Genomic DNA, 25,604 nt, shown 5'->3' on the forward strand with positions numbered 1-25,604 from the left:
CTGCCTCAATTCCAGATCGGATGGTGGTCCACGGCCGCCAGCGCGGCCTCATAATCAACCGCGCCTGACTCGAGCTGTTCGAGTACCTTGCGCAATGCTTCGTCGCTGTCGGCGGTCGCTTGCGCAACCGGGGCCACGTGGACCGGCGCCAAACGGGGCGTATCAATGGGCGCCGTCACGGCGGCCGGCATCGATTCGTGTACATGCCTGGCCAGTTGCGACAGTGTGGGATAGTTGAAAATTACCGTCGTTTGAAGTGCCAGCGACAACCTGTCGTTGATGCGCTGTACCAGCTCGGCGCTGAGGATCGAATCGGCGCCGAAATCGGAGAACGACATCACGCCGCCGTTACGTACCTGCTCGACCGACATTTCGAAAACCCCGGCCACGGCTTCGGCCACCACCTCGGTGACTGCGTCGAGCGACAGGGCCGCCGCTGCCGGCGCGGGCGGCTGCGCTACCGGTGCCGCAGCTTGCACCGCGCGCTTCCCGGCCGCAAGCACGCTCTGTGCGCCGCCGCCGTGCACCAGGCGCGCATCGAGCCCCGCGCCCTCGAACACATGCAACCACTGCTGCTGCGACAGCAACGGCGTATCGGGCAGGCGCGCGTGCGGGTCTTCGGCCAGCCACCAGCCATCGAGCAGACCAAACGTGACGGTGGCGAAATCGCTCACCGCGCTCATCTCATTGACCAGTAACAGCCCTTGCGGCGCAAGCAGCGATGCCGCATGGCGCACGGTGCGCGCGATCTGCTTGCACGCGTGAAGGCAATTGGCAGCCAGGACGATGTCGAACGAAGCCAGCTCGAAACCCTGGGTCTGCGGTTCGCGTTCGATATCGAGCAGCGCGAAACGGACAAAGGGATAGCTTGCGCCGAATACGCGCTCGCCATGCGCCAGGAAGGCTGGCGAGATATCGGTGTAGACGTACTCCACGCCCAACCCCAGCGCGGCCAGTCGCTTGAGCAGCTCGGCACTGGCGCCACCGGTGCCGGCGCCTATTTCCAGTACCCTCACGGGGCGTGCGCCGACGTGTGCGGCCTGCACGTGCTGGCAAACGGCCCCCGCCAGCGCCGCATGGAACTCGTCGGCCTTGGGCGAACCGCGGTAGACCCGTTCCATCAAATCCGTGCTACCTTGCGGGAAGAATGCCTCGGTCGGCGCGGCGCCCCCGCGCAGGATCGCCGGATAGGCATCCAGGCAGCGCGCCAGCAGCGTGCGGTGGGCCGCCAGCGCAGGGTGAACCGGCTCGTCGGCGATGGCGTCGCCGGTACGCAGCACCATGGCCTCCAGCGCCGTCAGCAACGGCCGATAGCGCGCCACCACGCCCGGCAGGTCCGGCGCGGCGACGCCGCCAGCGGCGCGCCAACCCATCGATTCGAGTACCTGGCGCACCCGCACCGCCGCGTAGCGCTCCAGCGACTGGAACGCCTGCTCGTCGTCCGGTTCGGCCACGGCGGCGCGCGCGGGTTGGCGCATCGCCCTCAGTTCCACGCCGTCCAGGGCCAGCAACACGCGGCCCGCGCTGTCGGCGATGGCGATGTTGGCGCCGTCGAGGTGAATCCAGGCGGCGCCGGCCAGCTCGGTCGTGCCGGACAGCGTGCCGACCGCATACGGCAGCTTGGCCTGGGCGTCCGGTGCGTCGATCAGGAAGCCCATCAGGGCCTGCATGGCGCAATCGACCGTGCTGATAAAGTCACCTCCGGGGCGCAGTTCGGCGAGCACCTCGTTCGGTCCCACCGACAGCGATTGCAGCTTGCGCAGGCGCTCGCCGTAGAAAATCCCGGCGCTGCGCGAGGCCGTATAGATGCCCTCGTGCGTCATGCGCGGCTGGCAGCGCGCGCGAATCTGCTCGATCGGCAGCGTGCGCGGGGCCAGGACTGCGCCACCGGTCCTGCCACGGCTGCAAACGTTGCCGTCGGCCCGTACCTGGAATGCGCCGTCCGCGTCGAAACTGATCTCGATCGTGACGCCCTGCTCCGCTGCCACCACGGGCGCCAGCCAGACGATGTTGGCCAGCGCGACGGGCGCGAGCGCCAGCACTTCGGCCAGCTGCGCGCTGGCGGGCATGACGCGCCTGCCGTCCACCTGGTGCCCGGCGAAGAACCATTCGTCGCCACTGAAATGACGGGCATGGGAAGTTCCTGGCGCGGCGCGCGCGCGCGCCGGCTCGGCGATCCAGTGGCGGGTGCGCTCGAACGGATAGGTCGGCAAGGCGATGCGGCGCCCGCCGCGCGCGGCGCGCCAGGCGCTCCAGTCGACCCGCTCGCCGTCGCGCCAAGCCTGCACCAGCTGCGCAGCAAGTGGGTCGGCCGGCTCGGTGGCGCCGCCGCGCAACTGCGCCAGCAATGCTGCGCTGCTGGCCGCTGCAAAGGCTGTGCGTACGGCCATCGGCTCGCGACCGGTCTCCAGGGTAAGCGCCAGGTCGCCCAGTTCGATGGCCGGATGGCGCTCGATGAACAGCGCCAGTTCGGCGCACAGCGCCTGCAAACGCTCGCTTGTACGAGCCGACAGCGGCACGATGTCCAGCATGCCGGCACGCGGGGCGGCGCGCGTGTCCACGTGTTCTTCGACAATCAGGTGGACATTGGTGCCGCCCGCGCCGAACGAACTGATGCCCGCGCGGCGCGGCGCCCCATTGCTGGTCCACGGATGCGCGCGGGTAGCGAGATGGAACGGCGACTGTTCCAGCGCCAGGGCGGGATTGTGCGGGGTGCAGTGCAGGCTAGGGGCAATGGTCCGCTCGCGCAGTTGCAGCAGCACCTTGTGCAGCGCCACCATGCCCGCCGCCGCTTCCAGGTGACCGACGTTCGACTTGACCGATCCGAGCGCGCAAAACCCGCTCTGGCCGGTGAAGCGGCGAAACGCCTGGGTCAGTCCCGACAGCTCGACCGGGTCGCCCAGTGCGGTGCCGGTACCATGCGCCTCCAGGTAAGTGATGCTCTCCGCCGGGACACCTGCGCGGGCGATGGCGGTGGCGATCAGGTCGGCCTGGGCTTGCGGATTGGGTACCGTAAAGCCGCTGGTGCGCCCGCCCGAATTCATCGCGCTGGAGCGAATCACGCCGAGGATACGGTCGCCATCGCGCAGCGCGTCGGCCATGGGGCGCAGAAGCACCGCGCCGACGCCCTCGCCCACCACCAGGCCATCGGCGCCGCTGCCGAAAGGACTGCAATGCGCTCCGCGCGAGAGCATCTTCATCTGACTGAGCACGACGTATTGACGCGGGTGCAGCAACAGGCTCACCGCCCCTGCCACGGCCATGCTGCACTCGCCACGGCGGATGCTTTCGCAGGCCAGGTGCACGGCCGACAGGGCCGAGGAGCAGGCCGTGTCCACCGCCATGCTCGGGCCGTGAAAATCCATCTGGAAGGACACCCGGTTGGCGATCGACCAATACGGCGAGTTGGCGCCGGCGGGCTGGCCACCGTCCCACTGGCCGGCGCTGAACAGCTGGTAGTTGCCGTGCATGACACCGGCAAACACCCCGACCTGCTGGCCGGCCAGCGCGGCGCGGGTGTGGCCCGCATCCTCAAACGTGGCCCAGACGGTTTCCAGGAACAGGCGCTCCTGCGGATCCATCGCGTTCGCTTCGCGGGCCGAAATGCCGAAGAACTGCGCATCGAAATTATCCACGCCGTCGATAAAACCGCCCCAGCGGCTGTAGGTCTTGTCGCGCGCCGCGCCGGTGTCGAAAAAGGCGTCGTGCTCCCAGCGATTGACCTCCGTGATGCTGTCGACGCCCTTGCTGAGCGTCTCCCACAAGGCGTCGGCATCGGGCGCGCCGGGGAAGCGCCCGCTCATGCCGATGATGGCGATGGCATCGTCGGCCGGTATGGCGCGCACATCCGTCTGCTCGGGCATCGGCACCGGCACCGGCGCGGCGGCCGGCGCCGGCAATTTGAGCGCCAGTTGCGCCAGGTTGCGCGTTTCGAAGAACAGCGTCTTGGACAAGGGTCCGAGTTCCTGCTCCAGGCGCGCTGTGATCTGCATCATCACCACCGAATCGATGCCCAGCGTTTCGTGGGCCTGCTCCGGCTGCACCTGGGCGGAATCGAGGCGCAGCACCTCGGCCACGATGCGGCGCAGGAATGGCAAGCGCTGGTCGCCGGCACCGCCGGCAACGGGTGCGGCTGGCGGCGTCGCCGTGGTGCCGTCGGGCGGCGCCGACAGCTTGATCGGCACGGCCGCGCTGACCCCGGCCGCGAGAATGCGCAGAAACGCGGCGACACCTTCGTCCGCGCCAATCGACTCGGCGCCGCGCCGCAGCGCCTGGCGGCGCGCCTGCGCCGACGCCACGATGCCGACGTCACCCCAGTAACCCCAATGCATCGTCACTACCGGACAGGCGAAGGCGGTACGCCAGCGCGCGGCCAGTGCATCCTGGATGCCGCACGCCGCCGCGTAATTGCCCTGGCCGGCGCCACCGCTGAACGAAATCGCCGACGAAAAGACGGCGACGAAGTCGAGCGGCTGGTCGCCCACCGCCGCCAGCACCGCGCCGGTGCCTTGCGCCTTGGGCCGCAGGGCCGTGGCGATCGCGCTGTCGCTCATGGTCTGGATCGGCGCATTGGCCAGCACGATGGCCGAATGAATGACCCCGTTGATACCGGCCCACAGGCCCTCGACTTCCTCCACCAGGGCGTGCATAGCGGCGCCATCGGCCGCATCGACCGCGCGGTAGATGGCCTGGCCGCCGGCGCGGGCGAGTTCCGCGAGCAGCGCATCGATCGCGGCATCGGCTTCGCGGCGGCCGGTCAGAATGAGGCGGGCTTGCCAATGCTGCGCAAGGTGGCGCGCAAACGTGGCACCCAGCCCGCCGGCGCCGCCAACGATCAGGTACACCCCACCTTTACGCAGCGGCACCGGTTGCACCGGCGCCAGCGCGCTCGCGCGCAGCGCGGCGACGCGGCGCGTACCGTCGCGCCCGTGCACCACATGGTGCACATCGGCCCCGCTTTCGCCGACGATGCGCGCGGCGGCATCGGGCGCCCCGGCCGCCTCGACTTCAATGGTGCAAAACGCCATGCCGGGAATCTCCACGGCCAGCGAGCGGCACAGCGGCGCGAAAGCACCGAGCACGCAGCTTCCGCCCGCCGGCGCGATCACCCGCACCGCGCGGGTGGCAATGCCGCTGCGCGCAAGCGCAAAAAACGGCATCAGTTCCGATTCGATCGCACCGTCGATGACGCCCAGGTCCGCATCCGCAGTTCCGAACGCGCACACGTAATACAGCGTATCGAACGCGCCCAGGGCGGCGCAGTCGGCGGCACTGGCAATCTCATGGACGCCGCTGCCGATGGCGCGGAAACTGCGTCCCATGACCGCCTCGACGCACTCGCCCGGCAGCGCGCTGCGGATTTGTGCACCCAGGCCTGCGTCGGCCATCTGGCGCACGATCAGGGTGCGGCCGGATGGCGCGGCGGCGGATGGCGCCGGTGCGTCCTCCCAGACCGGCTCGAAATACTGCAGTGGCGCCGCCACCGCCGGGGTCACGGCGCGTGGCTCGAAGCCGCGCATCTCGGCCAGCACCTCACCGTTCGCGTCCAGCAGCGCCAGGTCGAACCCAGTCCCGCTGCGCCGGACATGCGTGTGCGTGGCCGCGCCAAGGTCGGCAAAAATATCCAGGGAGGCCAGCGCAAACGGCACCAGTACCGCGCCCTGGCCATCGATCAGCAGCGCCGCGGTTTGAAACGCCGCGTCCAGCAGCGCCGGATGTGCGGCCCATTCGCTCGGCGCCGATGGTTCCAGCGTTCCGATGGCCTCTGCCTGGTCAAAGGCGATTGTCCGCAGCATGCGATAGCTGCTGCCGTACGCGATGCCGGCGGCGGCGCAGTGCTGGTAAAAATCGTGCGCGTCCATGCGCTGCGCGGGTGCGCCGGGCACCCGCCGTAGCGGCGCGGCGCATGGCGGCGCAAAGGTGCCGGCCGCATGGATGCCAGCATCGCTCACCAGCTCGAAGCCCTCGCCGCTGCGGCGCACTTCGATGGTGGCGTGATCGTCCACCTGGAGCGCCCGGCGCCACTCCACCGACGTGATACGCCGTCCTGGCGCGCTGGCATGCACGATGGCCAGTTGCGCCGCTGCCGACAGGGTCGGCTTGCCGCCCAGCAGATGGTCGCGCAGGTGCCAGTCGTGCGCCGACAGCGCCAGCGTGGCGCGCGGCGCCGGCTGGCCGTGCCAGTGCGAATCGGTGGCGAACGGATAAACAGGTAAATGCATGCGGACTCCAGAGGTACTAAATGCAATCGGTTCGCCGGCAACCCAGCGTTGCGCCAGCTTGCGCAGGTCGCCGCTGACAGGCACACGCTCGCAGGCAGACAATTCGCGTAGCGCGCGCACCGGCGCCACGCCGGTGTAAAGACGATCGTTGAAGGTTCCGCTGCGCCAGTCGCGCAAGCCCTGGTGCAGCTCGTCGATCGAGGCGGCGATGACCACCAGCCGGTGCTCGAAACAATCACGGCCACCCTGCAGGGTCGCGGCGATCCATGCCAGCGGTGCCTCCACGTCAAGCAAGGCGGCGACGCTGCGGCCAAGGGCGGCGGCACTGCGTGCCGACACCGGGAACAGCTGCGCCGCCCCGCTGGACGGCGCCGGCGCCGTAGCCGGCGGCGCGGCGCGCAACAGCACATGCGCATTGACGCCGCCAAAGCCGAAACTGCTCACGCCGGCCGTCAGCGGCGCACCGTCCGCGCCAGGCTCCCACAGACGCCGCTCGCGCACCACTTCCAGCACGCCGCCGTCCAGGCGCAGGTGCGGATTGAGCGTTTCGCAATGCAGGCTTTTGGGAAGGACGCCGTGTTCCATCGCCAGCACCACCTTGATCACGCTGGCAATGCCGCTGGCCGGCTCCAGATGGCCGATATTCGACTTGAGCGAGCCGATGCCACAGAAGGCCTGCGCCGGGAGCGTGCGCGCCTGACGCCGCGCAAGCTCGCGGAAGGCGGCGGCCATGCCCTCGGCTTCGACCGGGTCGCCCAGTTCGGTGCCGGTGCCGTGGGCTTCGATATAGGTCAGCGCCTCCGGCAGCACGCCGGCGCGCTCCCAGACGTCGGCCAGCAGCGTGGCCTGGGACTGGGAACTCGGAGCAGTCAGGGAACTCGAACGGCCGCCGTGCGCCACCCCGGTGCCAAGCACGATCGCGCGGACCGGATCGCCATCGGCCAGGGCACGCGCGAGCGGCTTGAGTACGACCGTGCCCACGCCTTCGCCGCGCACATAGCCATCGGCGCCCTGCGCGAATACCTTGCAGCGGCTGTCGGCGGCGAGCACGCCCATGGCCGCCACGGCCGCGCCGGTGGCTGGCGCCAGCAGCAGGTTGACGCCGCCGGCGATGGCCAGCTCGCATTCGCCGCTGCGCAGGCTTTGCACGGCCCGGTGCAAGGCCACCAGCGCGCTCGAACAGGCGGTATCGAGCGCTTCGCTCGGTCCCCTCAGGTCGAGCAGGTAGGACAGGCGGTTGGCAATCATCGCGTGCGCGGTGCCGGTGGCAGCCTGGGGCTCGCTGGCATCGATCAGCGAGGCATAGTCGTTGGCCTGCACGCCGACGAACACGCCGGTGCGGGTGCCGCCGCACGACAGCGGCGCGATGGCGGCATCCTCCAGCGCGTTCCATGCGCTTTGGAGGAACAGGCGCTGCTGGGGATCCATCAGCGCTGCTTCGCTCGGGGCGATCTGGAAGAAGGCCGCGTCGAAGCGGTCGACCCCATCGATGAAACCCGCGTCCGGCAGATGGCCGCCGAGTGCGGCCCGCTCGGCCGGAATGGCGCGTACCAGGTCGGTCCCGGCGTCGAGATGACGCCAGAATGTGGCAATGTCGGGGGCTCCCGGCAACTGCGCGTGCATGCCGATGATGGCGATGGCGTCGTCGGGACGCGCGTCGGGGGCGGCCGGCGCTGCCGCTGCCGGCGTTGCGGCCAGCGGCGCGAGGTGTTCGGCCAACGCAGCCGGGGTATTTTGCGAAAAGAAGATCGCCGGCGTCACCACGGTTCCCAGGCGTTCGGTCAGGCGCGCGGCCAGTTCCTTGAGCGAGATGGAGTCGAAGCCGTACTCGTGGAAGCTGAGCGAGGAGCGGATCTGGGCCGGGTCCATGCGCAGCAAGGCGGCCATTTCATCGCGTATCACCTCGGCCAGCGGCGCTGCGGACGGAGCGGCGGCCGCGCGCGGCGCGGATGGCACCGCCGCCGGGGCCTGCGACAGCAGGTGCGCGCGCAGGCGTTCGGGCGCGCCGCTGGCGACCAGCACCACCGGCACGCCCAGCGACAGTGCGCTGCCCATGGCTTGCAGCATGGCGTCGGCGCTCAGGGCGCGCACGCCGCTGGCCTGCTCGAACAGGGCCAGGCCCTGCGCGGGAAAAGCAATCCCGCCACAGGCGAGCAAGGGCCATTCGATGGCGACGATGCGGCCATCGCTGCGCGCCGCGTAGTCGCTCTGGAAGCGATTGGCGTAGGCATAATCGCCATGGCCGAAATCGCCGACGGTCGAGGCCAGCGACGAAAACAGCACGAACAGCGCGGGGCGGTCGGCGCGGGTAAGCCGGTCCAGCAGCATGGTTCCGTCCACCTTGGCGGCCAACACCTCGCGCATGGCGGCGGCGCTGCGTCCGGCCAGCGTCCCGCTGCCCATGGTGCCGGCCGCATGCAAGATGCCGTCGATGCGGCCGAAGCGCGCACGTACCTGCCCCAGCACGACGCCAAGCGCGGCCTCGTTGCTCACATCGACCTGGTGGTACTCGACCTCGGCGCCAAGCCCGGTCAGCTCGCGCAGCAGCGCCGGATCGGCAGGACGCCTTCCCAGCAGGGCCAGGCGGGCGCCGTGGCGCCGCGCGAAATGGCGCGCCAGTGCCATGCCCACGCCGCCCATGCCGCCGCTGATGACCAGTACCCCGTTGTGCGGGAAAGCGATATCGGAGGACGCCGGGCTAACCTCGCGCACCTGGCGCTCCACCGGCCTGCCCTGCTCATCGTGCAGGGCGACGGTCAACGCCAGGCGCCGATCGGCCTGGCGCAGCGATGTGGCGAGCGCGTCGAGCGCGGCAAACGCCGGCTCGCCGGCACTTACGCGGACGCTGATCGGCGCCAGCGTTTTTGCCGTCCCCCGAGCCAGCGCTTGCGCCAGCAGCAACAGCGCCACCGGACCGCGCTGGGCCAGTTCAGCGCCATCACGCGGAGCCTCGCCGTCCGACCAGTGCCAGCAAAATTCGCATGGCCCGATGGCGCGCTCCTTAAGGTCTTCCAGCATGCGCACATAGTCGCCCTGCTCCAGTGGCCGGATCGACAGCGTCGCGTCATCCTTCCAGCCGTAGCTCCAGCCAGGAACCACCCGCACCGCAGCGCGCGCATCGTCGCCGAATACCACCCGCGCCAGGGACGGCGCCGCAGCCGCGTCTTGGTGCGCGCGATGCTCCAAATGCGGCACAAACAGCAGGGGCGCGGCCACCACCGGTGCGGGCGTGCACCAGTAGCGCTCGCGCGCAAACGGATACGTCGGCAACGGCACGCGCCGCACCTGTTCACCGGCGAACAGCGCCGCGATGTCGAGTTCACCGCCGTCGAGGTATTGGAGGCGCTGCTGTTCCAGCGCTCCCGCCCCGGCGCCATCGGCCTGCACGGCGAGAAGCTGGTCGACGGCACCAGCCACGCTGTCGGCGACGAAGGCAGCGCGGTGCTCGAACTGGCGCCGCCCCGTGGCAAGCGTAAAGCTGACATCGCCCAGGCGCAGGCCCGGACGACGGCGCAGGGCCGCCGCCAGATTGACGCGCATGGCGGACAACGCTTCGGCGGTACGTGCCGACAGGCAGACCAGCCACGGGCGCGCGGCCTGCGCCGGCCGTGCGACCGGCGGCGCTTCCTCCAGCACCAGATGGGCATTGGTGCCGCTAAAGCCGAACGCGCTCAGGACAGCGCGACGGCGCCGCTGAGGCTGGCCCGGCCAGGCGCGCACACCGGTCGGGATATAGAACGGCGTGCCATCGAGGCGGATGCGCGGATTAATCCGGGCAAAGTGGGCCGAAGGCGGAATTTCGCCATGCTCCAGGCATAACAGCAGTTTTGCCAGCCCGGCCACGCCGGCGGCGGCGGCGGTATGGCCGATCGATGACTTGACCGACGCCAGCGCGCAACTGGCCGCCGGCAGGCCGCCAAACACCTGGGTCAGGGAGGCCGCCTCGATCGGGTCGCCCAGGGACGTACCGGTGCCATGGCCCTCGATGACGTCGATGCTGGCCGGATCGATCTGGCCATTGCCAAGCACTTCGGCGAGCAGTTCGGCCTGCGACGCGGCACTGGGCGCCGTGATGCCGTTGGTGCGTCCATCCTGGTTGGTGCCGGACGCCGCGATGACGCCATAAATATGGTCGCCGTCGGCCAGTGCCTGGTCCAGCGCCTTGAGCAGCACTACCCCGGCGCCTTCGCCGGGGACGATGCCGTCGGCATCGGCATCGAAGGCGCTGCACATGCCGCGCGGCGAGAGCATGCCGGCGCGCGACATCAGCAGATACGGTTTTTCCGTCAGGTGCAGCGTGACGCCGCCAGCCAGCGCCATGTCGATGTCGCCCTGCGCAATCGCCTTGCAGGCCAAGTCGATCGCCACCAGCGACGACGAGCAGGCGGTATCGATGCTCAGGGCCGGCCCGCGCAGGTCGAGAATATAGGCGATGCGCGCGGCCAGGATCGACGGCGCGTTGCCCAGCATCTGGTAGACGTCGGCGGCGGCGCCGCTGGCGCTGATCAAGCCGTCGTACTCGTTGCCGAGCACTCCCGCGTAAACGCCGCAGCGCCGCCCTTGCACGGCCGATGGAGCAAAGCCTGCATCCTCGATGGCCTTCCAGCACTGCTCCAGGAAGATGCGGTGCTGCGGGTCCATCAACTCGGCCTCGCGCGGCGAAATCCGGAAGAACAGCGGATCGAAGCAGTCGTGCTGGTCCAGGAAGCCGCCCCACTTGCCGTAGGTGCGGTCGGAGCGTTCAGGGTCGCTCGACCACAGGGCGGCACTATCCCAGCGCGTGGCGGGGACTTCGCCGATGGCGTCGGCGCCCACGCGCAGCAGGTCCCACAGGGCGTCGGCGTTGGCGGCACCGGCGAAGCGTACCGACATGCCGACCACGGCCACCTGGCGCGTGGCCGGCGCGTTCACCGCTGCCGGCACGGCGCTGGCGACAGGCGCGGGCGCCGGCGCGCGCGCCGCGATATGGCGCGCCAGGTCGCGGATGGTACTGTGATCGTAAATAACGTCGGCCGCCATGCTCATCGCGTACTGCTGGTTGAGCGCATCGAGCAGGCGCAGGCCGCTGAGCGAATCGACTCCCAGTTCGGAAAAGCTGGCATCGATATCGAGTTCGCCCGCTACCGCGCCGAGCGTGGCGGCGGCGTGACGGCGCACGCTCGCTTCGACCGTTTCAGCCGCTGGTGCCGCTGCCACAGCCCGTGGCGGCGCCGCCCCGAGCGCGGCCAGGTTGGCGCCGGCCAGCCCCGGTCCGTCCGCCGCCAGCCGTGCCTCGACCAGCACGTAGCGCATCAAACCGGTGCGCAGCGCTTCGCCGAAGTTATCCCACGCCCCATGAACCTCGGCCACCAGGGCCGAATCGGCCTGCCGCAGCGTCGCGTGCAGGTGCGGGTCGACCAGGAAGTTACCCACCTGCGCGGACAGGTCCATGCAGCTGTCTATGCCGATCCGATGGCGCTCGAACAGCTGCGCATAGCGTTCGGCGTCGAGCGTGTAAGACCCGGTCTGGCGCGAGTTCACGGCACTCGACGCCGAAACGCAGTCGGCCAGCACGATGCGTCCTGATGGCGACAGGTGCGCCGTCAGGTTGCTCAGCAAGCCATCCTTGTTGTCGATGTGGTGCGCCACTTCGACACCGAACGCCAGGTCGAACACACCGGGGAAGGCGTCGCAACTGCTGTCGCGATGCAGAATGGTGACCCGCGCGCCGACGCCGGCATCGAGGGCGCGCGCGGCGCCTACCCTGGCCTGCTCGAACGAGACGGTGAACCCGACCAGTTCCAGATGCGGATAGCGCAGCGCCAGCATGATCAAGTCAGTACCGACCCCGCAGCCGATGTCGAGCACCCGGCGCAGGCTGGCGAAATCGACCGACCGAAACAGCCGGCGGCGCAGTTCGCGCTGCGCTTCGAGCATGCGGTCGTAGCCGGCCTGGTTGCGCTCCGGCGCGAAAAACGCTTCGGTCCAGGAAAAGCCCGGCACCACGCTGTCGAACGGCGCCAGCGACAGATATTGCTCCTTGAAGCGCAGGTCGGGCGCCACCACGGTCTGGTCGTAGTAGCTTGCCGCCGCATTCGCGGCCGGCACGGGCGCGCCGTCGTCCAGCCAGTACGGCTTGCGGTCGAACGGATAGAGCGGCAATGCGAGGCGGCGGCGCGGCTGCGGATGCAGGCGCTCCCAGTCGACCTGGGCTCCCGCGCACCACTCGCCGGCAAGCGCATGCAGGTCGCTGGTGTTGGCGACGGTGCCTTCGCGGCGCGCCCGGCCCTGGCTGACGGCGTCGCCGTGCGCGATCTGGCTGCCCAGTTGCGCCAGCGTCGACACCACCGTGGCCCAGCGGTATTCGAGCGCGGCGCGGCCGGTTTGCAGCGTGTAGGCCAGATCGGCCAGCACCGGCGCGTCGGCCAGGGCGGTATGGAGCCGCTCCAGAACGCGGCGCAGCGTTTCCGGCGTCTTGGCCGACACCACGATCAGCTGGGGTCCGGCGTCGGCGGCGGCAGATGGCGTCCGCTGCGGCGCCGCCTCGACCACCATGTGCGCATTCGCGCCCCCGGCGCCGAACGAACTGATTCCGGCAATCGGGTGCGCGGCGCGCCACGGCGTGGCATCGCGCGCGACGCTGAAGGCCGAATTGGCGAAGTCGATGTGTGGATTGAGCGCACGCGCGGCGGCGCCGGCGTAAATGGTGCGATGACGCATCTGCAGCAGCACCTTGGTCAGCGCCGCGATGCCGGCCGCCGACTCGCAGTGGCCGATATTGAACTTCACCGAGCCGATTGCGCAGGCACCAGGGGCGGCGCCGCCAAAGGCTTTTTGCAGGCCGCCGATTTCGATCGGGTCGCCCAGACGGGTGCCGGTGCCGTGCGCCTCGACGTAGCTGATATCGGCCCCGCTCACGCCGGCGCGCTGCATGGCCTGCGCCACCACGGCGCCCTGTGCGGCCGGGTCGGGAACGGTGTAGCCGGCGGTACGCCCGCTGGCGTTGAGCGCACTGGCGCGAATGACGCCATGAATCCGGTCGCCGTCGCGCAGGGCGTCGTCCAGACGGCGCAGCAGCACCGCGCCCACGCCTTCGCCAGCCACGAAGCCATCGGCATCCTGGCCGAACGGCGCCGAGGACCCGGTTGGCGAGAGCATCTGCATTTCGCTCAGCTGGATATCGTGCAGCGGGTGGGTGATCAGGTTGACGCCGCCGGCGATGGCGGCGCTGCAATCGCCATTGCGAATCGCCTGGCAGGCCAGGTGGATCGCGGATAGGGACGACGAGCAGGCACTGTCGATGGCCAGGCTCGGGCCGGTGAAACCGAAATAGAAGGACGAGCGGTTGGCCACCGACCAGTGGGCCGAGCCGGCCGTGGCGGCGCTGGCGCCGCGCGCCCACGCCTCCGTGGCATTCCACTGGTAGGCCGCGTACATCACGCCGGCGAACACGCCCACCGGTCCACGCGCATTGAGCGTGTCGGCCGACTGGCCGGCGTCTTCGAGGCAGTGCCAGACGGTTTCGAGGAACAGGCGTTCCTGCGGATCGATCAGGCGCGCTTCGCGTGGACTGAGATGGAACAGCGCGGCGTCGAAACCGCGAATATCGTCGAGATAGCCGCCGCTTCGGCTGTAGCTGCGCCCGGGCGTGCCGGGGCGCTGGTCGTAATGGGCGGCGCTGTCCCAACGGCCGGCTGGAAGGGAGCCGATCGCACTGCGCCCTTCGGCCAGCAAGCCGGCAAACGCCTCGATCGTGGGGGCGCCCGGATAACGTCCGGCCAGGCCGACAATGGCGATCGCGTCGGTGTCGGCCGCGCTGGTCGCGGCGCCTTCGGCGGCGCTGGCTTGCGCGTTCGGCGTGGTGCTATCGCCCTGCGCCAGCCTGGCGCCGAGGTGCTGCTCCAGCCGGGCGATGGTGTTAAATTCGAAGAGCAGCGTTTTCGACAGGCGGCCGGTACGCTCCTCGATGCGTTCGATGATTTCGAGCGCGGCGAGCGAATCGAGACCATAGCGGTCGAACGGTTCGCCCGCTTCGATATCGGCCACGCTCAGCTTGAGCACCTCGGCGAACACCGACTTGAGCCAGTCGACGGCGCCGGACGGCGCCACGGCGGCGCTGGTCCGGGCGCTCGCCGGCGCCACCCGCGCGGGCATGGCGGGCGTGGCCGGGCCGCCCCTTTCGATCTGCCCGTCGCTGACGGCGGCAATGACGGCCTGGATAGACGTTTCGGTGCACAGCACAGCGCCCTGACGGTAGCCGCATTCGTCCAGCAAACGCAGCCAGCTCGATGGAGCGGCCGCCGGGCCGTGATCCAGCCGTTCGCCGGCATCCTTGAACAGCCACCAGCCCGGCGTCATGCCGAAGGTGAGCGTAGCGAACATCTGCAAGCTGCTGATTTCGTTCAGCAGCAGCACGCCGCCGCGCGACTGCAGGCGCTTGGCGTTGGTGAGCGCGGTGCGCAAGTCAGCGGTTGCATGCAGCACGTTGGCGGCGATGACGATGTCGGCGCCGCCGTCCGCCTCGACGATCGACGGGTCCAGCGTGTCGATATCGAGCAGGCGGAAACGCACGAACGGATACGCTTCCTGCCAGCGCTGCTGGCCGCGCCGCAGGAATACCGGCGACACATCGGTAAACAGGTAGTCGACCGGCTTGCCGGTTGCCGCCAGCGCCCGCAAGACCGCCTCGGTGGTGCCACCGGTGCCGCCACCGATTTCGATGATGCGCACCGGCCCTGAGGCGCGGCGCACCAGATCGGCGGCCACACCGGCCAGCACGCCGTTGTAGTAGCCGGTCAGCGCATTGCCCTGGTAGATCGGCTCGACCAGGTCGAGCGTACCGCCGGGGAACAGGACTTCCATCGCATCCTTGCGTCCAGCCAGCACCTCGCCGTAGCTGGCAAGGGACACGTCGAGCAGGCGCACGTAGGGTGTCAGTTCCGGGTATTCCCGTTCCAGATCGGCGCGCTGCCGCGCCGGCATGGCGCTCTGGCCTTGCCACATGCTCAGTGCCGCCGCCAGCCGCTGGTGGCGCGCCACCACCTGGACCGGCAGGGTCAGCGTCTTCAGGGCGGCGTGCGCATAGCGTTCAAGCTGCGCGAAGCCGGTCACCAGACGGCGCGCGGCGGCATCCGGCGCTAGCGGCGCGGCGGGAATCAGTGTCACGGCGCCCGGGCGGGCGATGGCCGCTGTCACGTCGGGCAGCATGTGCAGGCGCAGCAGCGCTTGCGGGGTAGCCTTGATGGCGACTACCTGGGCCAGCGGCGAGCCGAGTGTGCGGCGCAGCGCGTCCATGCCTTCGGCCGGGGTGATGGACAGGATGCCGACCCGCTCCAGGCGCTCGCGCACCACCTGGTTCGCCACGCTCCCGGTCTCGCCCCAGTAACCCCAGTTGATGACGCGCGCATTCCAGCCACGCTCGCAGCGCAGCCACTCGGCATAGGCATCCTTGAAGGTGCAGCCGGCCACGTAGTTCGATTGTCCGGCATTGGCTGAAAACGAGTTGGCCGAGGAATAGAACAGGAAAAAGTCGAGCGTGTCGGTGCCCACCGCGTCGGCCAGATGGATAGTCCCCAGCGACTTCGGTTGCAGCGCCGTGGCAAAGCGCGCCTCGGTCATCTGGGCGATGCTGGTATCGGCCAGCACCAGCGCCGAATGAATGACGCCGTTGATTGGGCCCCAGGCGCTGCGTACCTGCTCGAACGCGGCGCGCACCTGGTCGCGCTGCTCCAGCGCGGCGCTACAGTACATCACCTCGGCCCCCAGCGCACGCAGTTCCTCGACCTGGCGCTCCTGCGCCGCGCTACGTCCCAGCAGGGCGATGCGGGCGCGCCCGCTGCCGGCCAGCCAGCGCGCAGTGGTCATCCCCAGGCCGCCGGCGCCGCCGGCGATCACGTACACGCCGTTCTCGCGCAGCGGCAGCGCGGCCGGCGCGTCGAGCCGCACGGCGCGCAGATGGCGGCGGTAGCGCCGTCCGGCGCGCCAGGCCACTTCCAGGCCCTCGCCTTCCGCCTCGGCAGCAATGGCCGCCGCCGCCGCTTCCGGCTCGAACGCCAGCGGCAAGTCCAGCACGCCCACCGCCACGCCCATCTCATTGCCGATGGTCCTGGCCAGGCCGCTGGTGGCGGCCGACCAGGGTTGCGGGCGATCCCCGCCCAGCACCGCAAACACGCCGTTGGTGACAACCAGCAGCGGCCCGCGCCAGCGCCGCGCCAGTTGCAGCAGCGTGTACACGCCATCGCGTTCCGCGCGCTCGAGCGAAACGCCCTCGGGCTGTACGGAACCGAGGAAGAATAACCCTGCCAGGTTATCGAGCGGGGCATGCGCCGCATCGGCGCAAGACAACACCCGCGCACCGGGCAAGCGCCGCGCCAGCGCTTGCGCCAGTTCGCGCGCATGCTCGGAGTGGACGATCCCCACCGTGCCGGCGCGTGCGCTCCTGGCCGGCGCCGTCTCCGGGCGCCACACCGGCTGCAGCGTATCGACAGGCTGCGCGGCCGGCAGCGGGCGAACCGCCAATGCCTCCACCCGCGCCAGCGTGGCGCCGCCGGCGTCCATGACCGTCACGTCGAAGCCAAAATCGCTCTTGCGCACATGGACCGTGGCGGCCTGCCCGGTGGCCCCGCACACGTCGATCCGGTCGGCTGCGAACGGTGCCGCCGCGACGCTGTCGGCCAGCGGCAGCGCCGCCTGCCATGCCGCGTCAAGCACTTGGGCCAGCGCGCCGCCGGCGCTCAGCGTCGCCCAAACCTGATCGGCGCCAACCTGGAGCGCCTGCAACAGACGGAATGAGGGCCCGTAATGCATGCCGAGCGCGTCGAAGCGGGCATAGATCTGCTGGTGGCTAAGGCGCTCCTGAACATGCGCGGCGGCGGCCGGAGGAACGCTGGCGCCTGGCACACCCGGCGCCGGCTCGAACGAACCGCTGCAATACAGCACGTCGTCGCAGTGGACCTTGAAGGCGGCATCGGCAAAGCTGATGTGCAGCTCACGCGCCGCGCCGTCGACCACCAAAGGCTGCAGCCAGACCACATCGCGGAAGGTGCCGCGCGTGCAGCCGTGTGCCGCCAGCACCAGTTGCAGGTACGCAGACGCCGGCAGCACGCCCCTGCCCTGCGGCCGGTGCTCGCGTATCAATATGTCGTCCGCGCCGATACTGCATTGGGTCGCCTCGCGCGCCGGCGCCGCCGCCGATACGGGCAGCGGCTCGGCCCAGATGCGCTTGCGCTCGAACGGATAGCCCGGCAGCGGTGTCACGCGGCCCTGGCGCGGTTGCGGCAGCGTTGCGCCGGCCAGCCATTCGGCGGCCAGTTCGTCCAGCGTGCGGCCGCCTGCGGCCTGCGCCCGGTCGAGCGCTTCCCAGGGTGCCTTGGCCACGGTGTAGTCGCCGCGATCGAGCCGTTCGACCAGCTCGGCCAGGGTGGACGCGTTCAGCGCCAGGCGCCACGGCAGCGGCTCGCGCCCGGCGGCCAGGGTAAAGGCCACATCGGCCGGCGCGGCCTCGGACTGGCGCAGCGCGTCGGCCAGCACGCCGCTGTAGACGCGCAACCGTTCCTCAGTGCGCGCCGACAGCACGAACAGGTGCGGCTCGACGGCCGTGGCGGCGCGCGGCACGGCCACATGCTCTTCGACGATCAGGTGGGCGTTGGCGCCGCCGGCGCCGAAGGAACTGATGCCGGCGCGGCGCGGGGCGTCATCCCAGTCGGTCAGCGTTTGCGCCAGGCGCACGCCGGCGCCATCAAGGTCGAGCGCCGGATTCGGTTCGGCCGCATGCAGGGTCGGTGCGATTTTTCCATGTTTCATTTGTAGTAAGACCTTTGCGAGGGACGCGATGCCGGATGCGGCTTCCAGATGGCCGATATTCGATTTGATGGAGCCGAGCAGGCGCTGGCGGCGCGTGCCCGCGAACGCGCTGGCTAGGCCGGCCAGCTCAATCGGGTCGCCCAGCGCGGTACCAGTGCCGTGCGCCTCGATGTAGCCGATGCTGTCCGGCGCCACGCCGGCGCTGCGCATCGCGCTGGCGATCAATTCGCCCTGTAGCGCGGGGCTGGGCACCGTGTAGCCGTTGGTGCGGGCGCCGTGGTTGACGGCGCAGGCGCGGATCACGCCGTGAATGTGGTCACCATCGGCGATCGCCTTGTCGAGCATCTTCAGGACCACCACGCCCACGCCCTCGCCCGGCACGTAGCCATCGCCGCCGGCGCCGAAGCTGCGGCAGCGCCCGTCCGTCGAGGCAAACTGGCCGTGGCTCAGGCCAAGATATTTTTGCGGATGCAGGTTCAGGTTGACCGCCCCGGCCAGCGCGGCCTCGCATTCGCCCCGCCGCAGGCTCTCGCAGGCAAGGTGAATGGCGCTCAGGGACGACGAGCAGGCCGTGTCGACCGCCATGCTCGGGCCGCGCAAGTTCATCGTGTATGACACGCGGTTCGGAATCGACCAGTACGGCGAGTAGGCGGGCAGGAAGCGGCCCTCGGCGCGGGCGGTGGCGGCCAGCAGCTGGTATTCGCCGTACATGACACCTGCAAAAACGGCGGTGCGAGCGCCCAGCCGGGCCGGCGTGTAGCCGGCGTTTTCCAGCGCATGCCAGGCGCTTTCGAGGAACAGCCGCTCCTGCGGGTCCATGGCCTCGGCGTCGACCGGAGCGATTTGGAAAAACAAGGGGTCGAAGCAGTCGATATCGGACAGGAAGCCGCCCCATTTGGCGTAGCTGTAGCCGGGCTGTTTGCGCTCGTCGTAAAAACCGGACAGCGGCCAGCGCTCGGCCGGAATCTCGACGATGCTGTCGCGCCCCTCGCTCAGGTTGCGCCACAGCGCGGCCAGGTCGTCGGCGCCGGGGAAGCGCCCCGCGATGCCGATGACGGCCACCGCCGACGATGCCGGGGGCGCCGTGGCGGGTTCGGAGTGGTCGCTGACGGGCGCCGCTTTCGGGGCCAGGTAGCTGGCCACTTCACGCAGGTTGCGGTATTCGAACAGCAGGGTTTTGGGCAGCGTGCCGAAGCGGCGCTCCAGCGCGCGGTTGATCTGCACCACCAGCACCGAGTCGAGCCCGAAGCGTTCGAACGGCGTGTCGGGCTGGACCCGCTCGGCGGGCAGTTGCAGTTCGGTGGCGAACAGCGCGCGCAGCCAGTCGAGCAGCGCCGCCGGCGCCTCGGCTGCCGGCGGGGCCGGCGTGGCTGGCATGGCCGGCGCGCGGCGCCGATGCAAGATGGCGACGTTGACCGGTCCGGCGGCCAGTGCGCGCCAGGTGGCGGCAACGGCGCGCGCCGGTGCCATGGCCACGTGCAGCGGATCGGCCGCCAGCGCGCCGGCCATGCCGCCGTGCTGCCAGATCGGCCACGCCACCGAGACGCTGCGTCCCTGGCGTCGGCCGGCGGCGCGCAGCGCTTCACGGGCCTGGGCGAAGGCGTCCAGGAAGCCATTCGCCGCAGCGTAGGCGGCCTGCCCCGCGTGGCCGTACAAGGCGGCGATCGAGGAACCGCACAGGAACCAGTCGAGCGGCAGGTGGCTGGTCGCTTCGTCCAGGTTGATGGCGCCGGCCACCTTGGTTTGCCACACCTGTGCGCACGATGCAGGGTCGTGGTTGACCAGCAGCACGTCGCGAATCACCCCGGCCGCGTGGACGATGCCGTCAATGCGGCCGAATTGCTGTATCACCTGGGCGATGGCCGCGCGCACCTGGGCGGCATCGGTCACATCGGCCTGGATATAGGTGTAGTCGCCGGCCTCGCGGGCGCTGCGCCCGATCAGCACGACCTTGGCCTGGTACTCGCGCGCCAGTGACCGCGCCAGATGCATGCCGACCGCGCCGGCGCCACCACTGATCAGATACACCCCGCCGTGGCGCAGCACCGCCGCCTTCGGAGCGCTGTCCACAGCCGGCAGTTGCAGCGCCAGTTCGCGCCCGCCCAGGCGGAAGATGGGCCGCAGGCGCGCGCTTTCCAGCGCGATCGTGCGCACCGCCGCAGCCAGGGCGGTTTGCGCAGGCACGTCCTCGCTCGCCTCGACCACCAGCTCCACGCTGCGGCCGGCCCGCATCAGGCTCCTGGCCGCGCCGAGCAGCGCCTGCAAATTGCGCAAGCCGTCGCCACCGGGCACGATCACCACCCGCTCAAGCGGCAGATGGCGCAGGTCGAATTCGCTCAGCAAGCGTTCAAAGCTGGCATCGTCATCGAATGGAAACTCCCAGCTGTATTGAAAGGTGTCGCGCCACTGCGCCGCGTGGCGCACGGCCGGCGCGTCGGACGGCGATTGCGCGTGCACGTCGCACAAGATGTACAGCGATGCACGCACCGGCGCGGCGGCCGGGGCCTCGCCCGCCTGCCAGCACGGCGCCGCCAGCACGGTTTCGGTTACGCGCACACAGTAGTGGCGCACTGCCAGCAGCACGTCGCCATGCTGGTCCAGTAAATTCAGGCTATAGCTGTCGGGCGCCGTCAGTTCGGCATGGACCCAGCGCGGAACGCCCGCGCCGTGCCAGCTGATCTTGGCCAGCGCGAACGGCAGCGGCAGGTCGGCGCCGACCGCGCCACCGATGGCCGCCAACGCCTGCAAGCCCGCCTCCAGCGACGTGGGGGCCAGTTCGCCGCTGCGCGGGGCGATTTCGGCCAGCACTTCGCGCTCGTTGCTGACGGCGCCGACCAAGCCACGGAACGCGTCGCCGTACGCAAAGCCGGCTGCCGCGAGCGCGCCGTAAAACGCGTCGGCGTCGATGCGGCCGGTGCAGCGCCGGGCAATGGCATCCAGATCGACCCGGGCGGGCGTGGCCGGGGCCGCGCCGAAGCCGCCTTCGCACAACACCTGGGCCCCGCTGCGCATCACGAAGCGGTCACCCGCGATCTCGACCTCGACCCGCAACGGTGCGGCGCCGGCCACCAGGGCGCGCTGCCAGCTGACGTCGTGCAAGGCGCCGGCGCCGCTGGCCTGGCGCGCCAATTCGAGGTACATGACTGCCGGGAGCACGCGTTCACCATCGATGACATGCTGGGCGAAGAACCATTCGTCGCCGTTCCAGTCGTGCGCGTGGGTCTGGCCTTGCGCGGCGCCGGCTGGCGAAGCGGCGCGCCAGTGGCGCTCGCGCGCGAACGGGTACAGCGGCAGCGCCACACGGCGCCGTGCCTGCTGCGCATTCAGCGCCGACCAGTCGATGTTCTCGCCGGCGACGTAGCGGCGGGCCAGCGCGACCAGCTCGGACGGCGCGTCCGACGGCATGGCGGCGCCGCCAAGTTGCGCGGCCAGATCGGCGTGGTCGCGCGCCACGAACGCGGCGCGGTGTTCGAAATGGGTGCGTCCGACTGCCAGCGTGAAGGCGATATCGGCCAGCGCGGCATCGCTTTGCCAGCCCTGCATCTGGGCGATCTTGCGTTGCAGCGCCGCTGCGCTCAACGCCGACAGCACGATGAGCTGCCACGGTTCCCCGCCCGGCGGGGCCGGCGGCGCAACGGGGCCTTCCTCGATGACGAAGTGCGCATTGGTGCCGCTGAAGCCAAAAGCGCTCAGGGCGGCGCGGCGCGGCGCACCGGCCCACGGCAGCAGCGCACTGTTGACGAAAAATGGACTGTGCTCGAAATCGATCAGCGGGTTGGGCGCGTCGAAGTGCAGCGACGGCGGAATACTGCGGTGGCGCAGGGCCAGCAGCAGCTTGATGAAGCCGGCCGCGCCAGCGCCGGTGAGCAGGTGGCCAATGTTGGTCTTGACCGAGCCGATCGCGCAAAACCGGCTGCGGTCGGTGAACTGGCGAAACGCCGCGCTCAGCGCCTGCACTTCGATCGGGTCGCCCAGGCGGGTGCCGGTGCCATGCGCCTCGACATACTGGATCGAGGACGGATCGACCCCGCAGCGCTGGTACACCCCCACTTCGAGCGCGGTCTGGGCCGGGCCGCTGGGCGCGGTGATGCCGTTCGAGCGGCCATCCTGGTTGGTACCGCTTCCGCGAATGACCGCGTGAATACTGTCGCCGTCGGCCAGGGCGCGCGCGAGCGGCTTGAGCAGCAGCACCCCTACCCCTTCGCCCGGCACGAAGCCGTCGGCGGCGCCGTCGAAGGTACGGCATTTGCCGTTGGCCGAGGCCATGCCGCTATCGGCGAAAAAGCGCGTGCTGCGCTCGTCGAACAGCGACACCGACACCCCGCCGGCAAGCGCCATCGCGCATTCGCCGGCGTGGATGCTCTGGCAAGCCAGGTGAATCGCCACCAGCGACGAGGAACAGGCCGTGTCGACGGCCAGGGTCGGGCCTTTCAGGTCGAGATGGTAGGACACGCGCGCCGGCAGGATCGCCAGCGAATTGCCGATCATCGACAGGCTGGTCGCGTCATCGCCGCCGTACTGGTTCGGCTGCACGCCAGCGAACACCCCGGTCGCGCTGCCCTTGAGCGTGGCCGGATCGTAGCCCGCCTCCTCGATCGCATGCCAGGCCGCTTCGAGAAAGAGGCGCTGCTGCGGATCCATCTGCGCCGCTTCGAGCGGGGTGAAGTTGAAAAACTCCGAATCGAAGCAGTCGCGCTGCTCCAGCGCCGCGCCGAAACGCCCCGGCACCAGTTCGCGCACGCTGTCGCGCCCTTCGGCCAGCAGCGCCCAGAATGCCTCCAGATCGGGCGCGCCGGGAAAGCGCCCGGCCATGCCAACCACCGCGATGCTGTCGCCGGACAGTGGCGCCGCCGCCGGCGCAGCGGCCGGACCAGCGGCGGCCAGGTTCAGATGGCGCGCCAGCGCCGCCGCAGTGGGATGGTTGTAGAAGTCGGTCGCCTGCACGGTCACGCCGAGCGCTTCGGACAGCTCGATGGCCAGGGTGGACGAGACCAGCGAGTCGACCCCGGCCTCGGAAAAGGTGCGCTGCGCCGACACCGATGCCACCCCGAGCACGGCGGCGGTACTGGCGCAAATGCGCGCCACGACGTCATCCTGCGTACCGGCGGCGTTGGCGACGCCAGCGGCCTGTGCCAGCCTGGCCGCTTCGAACAGGCCGTTGGCGAGCTGGCGCGGCGCGTAGCCGCACTCGCCCAGCACGGCGTTCCAGCCGGCCGGCGACAGCAGCGGGCTGTCCGGCAGGCGCAGGCCGTCGGCGGCGCGCCACCAGCCATCGAGCAGGCCGAAGGTGATGGTCAGGTAATCGTTGACCTGGGTCGTTTCGGCGATCAGCAGCACGCCCGCGTCGAGCCACGCGAGGGCGCGCCGCAAGTCGCGGACCACGTGCAGCACATGGGCGCCGATCACCACGTCGGCCGGCTCGCGGCGTGGCGGCGGCTGGTCCAGGTCGAGCAGGACGAAGCGCACCTGCGGATAGCGCGCCGCAAGCCGCTCGCGGCTCTTGGCCAGCAGCGACGCCGACACGTCGGTGAAGCAGTAGTCGCAGTTCTGCCCCGCCGCCGCCAGCGCCGCCAGCACGCATTCGGCGGTGGCGCCGGTGCCGGCGCCCACTTCGAGGATGCGCAGCGGCGCGGGGCGCGCGGCGGCCAGTGCGACAACGCGCGCGGCGATGGTGTCGTTGATGGCGCTCGTTTCAGGCGCATCGCGGTAAATCGGGTCGACCAGTGCGGTGGAGCCGTGCGGGAACAGCACATCGCGCCCGGTGACGCGCCCTTCGATGACGTCGAGCAGGCGCGCGGCGCACAGGTCGATCAGCGCCACCCAGACCGATGGCGGCGGCGCACACGCCACCGGTGCGCCGCGCGCGAGCATGCGCACCAGCGCGTCGCACAGCGGGCGCTGTTGTTCGAGCGGGCGCCATAGCGAAACGTCGAGCCGGCCATCCTGGCGCAGCGCGTTGTGCACGGCGTGGCGCGCATAGTCGTCGAGCGAACCGGCCGGGGCCTCGGGCCAGCAGCGGGTGCGCTCGAAGGGATAGGTCGGCAAGGCGATGCGTTGTCCGCCGTCGGCCGTCAGGTCGGTGTCGGTGAAGTCGAGCGCGTCGAGCTTGCGCACCGCCTCGTCGAGCGAGTGCGCCACCACCGTGGCGCTGACCGCAAAGCGGCTGCGTCCATGCGCCAGCGTATGGGCCACGTCGACCAGCGGCGTGTCCGGATGGGCGCGCAGAAACGCCGCCAACTGCCTGGCGCTGGCATCGACGGCGGCCTGGCTGCGCGCGGACAGGCGCAGCGGCAGCGCGCCGGCGCTGGCCGGGCTCGGGGCGCGCAGCGGCGCTTCTTCCAGTATGACATGGGCATTCGTGCCGCCGAAGCCGAACGCGCTGACTGCGGCCCGGCGCGGACCGGCGCCCTGCTCCCAGTCGGTGAGCGTGGTGCCGACCCGGAACGGCGTGCTGTTGAAATCGATTGCAGGATTGGGTTGGCGATAATGCAGGGTCGGCGGCATTTTACGGTGCCGCAGCATCAGCGTTGCCTTGATCAAGCCGGCGATGCCTGCGGCTGTATGCAGGTGCCCGATATTGGTCTTGACCGAGCCAATCACGCACGAGCCGGGGGCCGCCCCGGCATAGCCGCGCGCCAGTCCGTCCACTTCGATCGGGTCGCCCAGGGCGGTGCCGGTGCCGTGCGCTTCGATATAGCCGATGCTACCCGGCGTCACGCCGGCCAGCAGCAGCGCTTCGCGGATCACCCGCATCTGGCCCTGGCTGCTCGGCGCCATGAAGTCGGCCTTGTCGGCGCCGTCGTTGTTGACGGCCGAACCCTTGATCACGGCCAGTACCGGGTCGCCGTCGGCCAGCGCGTCTTCCAGGCACTTGAGGGCAACCAGGCCGGCACCGCTGCCCTGCACCGTGCCGCGCGCACCGGCATCGAAGGCGCGGCAGTGGCCGTCCGGTGAAAACATCATGGCCGGGTCGTACACGTAGCCGGCCTGCGGCAGCACCACGCAGGCGCCGCCGGCGATGGCCAGGTCGCACTCGCCATGCAGCAGGCTCTGGCAAGCCATGTGCACCGCCACCAGCGAGCTGGAACTGGCGGTCTGCACCGTCACGCTGGGCCCGGTCAGATTGAGTTTGTACGACAGGCGCGACGCGGCGTAGTCTTTCTCTTCCGAGGTGTAGGCCACCATGCGTTCGATCGGCGTGCGCGGTTCGGCCTGGCGGAAGCCGCTGCGCGCGACCGCCACGTAGACGCCGGTCGCGCCGGGCACGCCCTTGGGATCGTAGCCGGCGCTTTCGAGCACTTCCCAGCCGCATTCAAGCAGCAGGCGTTGCTGGGGATCGAGCATTTCTGCGTGGCGCGGAATGATGTTGAAGAAGCCGGGATCGAACATGTCGACGTCATCGAGCACGCCGCCGGCGCCGACGAAGCCGGGCTGCGCCAGATCGGCTTCGGGCACGCCCCACTGGCGCAAGGTGGCGTGGTCGACCTGGCGCACCGATTCGACGCCATCGCACAGGTTGCGCCAGTAAGCGTCCGGATTGACGGCGCCCGGCAGGCGGCAGGCAACGGCGATGATGGCGATGTCGTTTTTCGATGTCATGGA

Annotated in this window: 1 protein-coding gene; it reads right to left on the minus strand. The window is 70.1% G+C overall.

Features of this window, described 5'->3' with window-relative positions:
• Positions 1–5 precede the first annotated feature (5 nt).
• Complete coding sequence (locus F2P44_RS19730; protein ID WP_167088759.1) at positions 6–25,601, minus strand: L-histidine N(alpha)-methyltransferase; 25,596 nt, start codon at positions 25,599–25,601, stop codon at positions 6–8.
• Positions 25,602–25,604: the final 3 nt, after the last annotated feature.

It is taken from the genome of Massilia frigida, assembly GCF_011682175.1.
Classification (GTDB): Bacteria; Pseudomonadota; Gammaproteobacteria; order Burkholderiales; family Burkholderiaceae_D; genus Telluria_A; species Telluria_A frigida.

Coding starts and splice junctions, on each gene's coding strand:
- F2P44_RS19730 (WP_167088759.1), bottom strand. CDS start 25,601: ATGACATCGAAAAACGACATCGCCATCATCGCCGTTGCCTGCCGCCTG.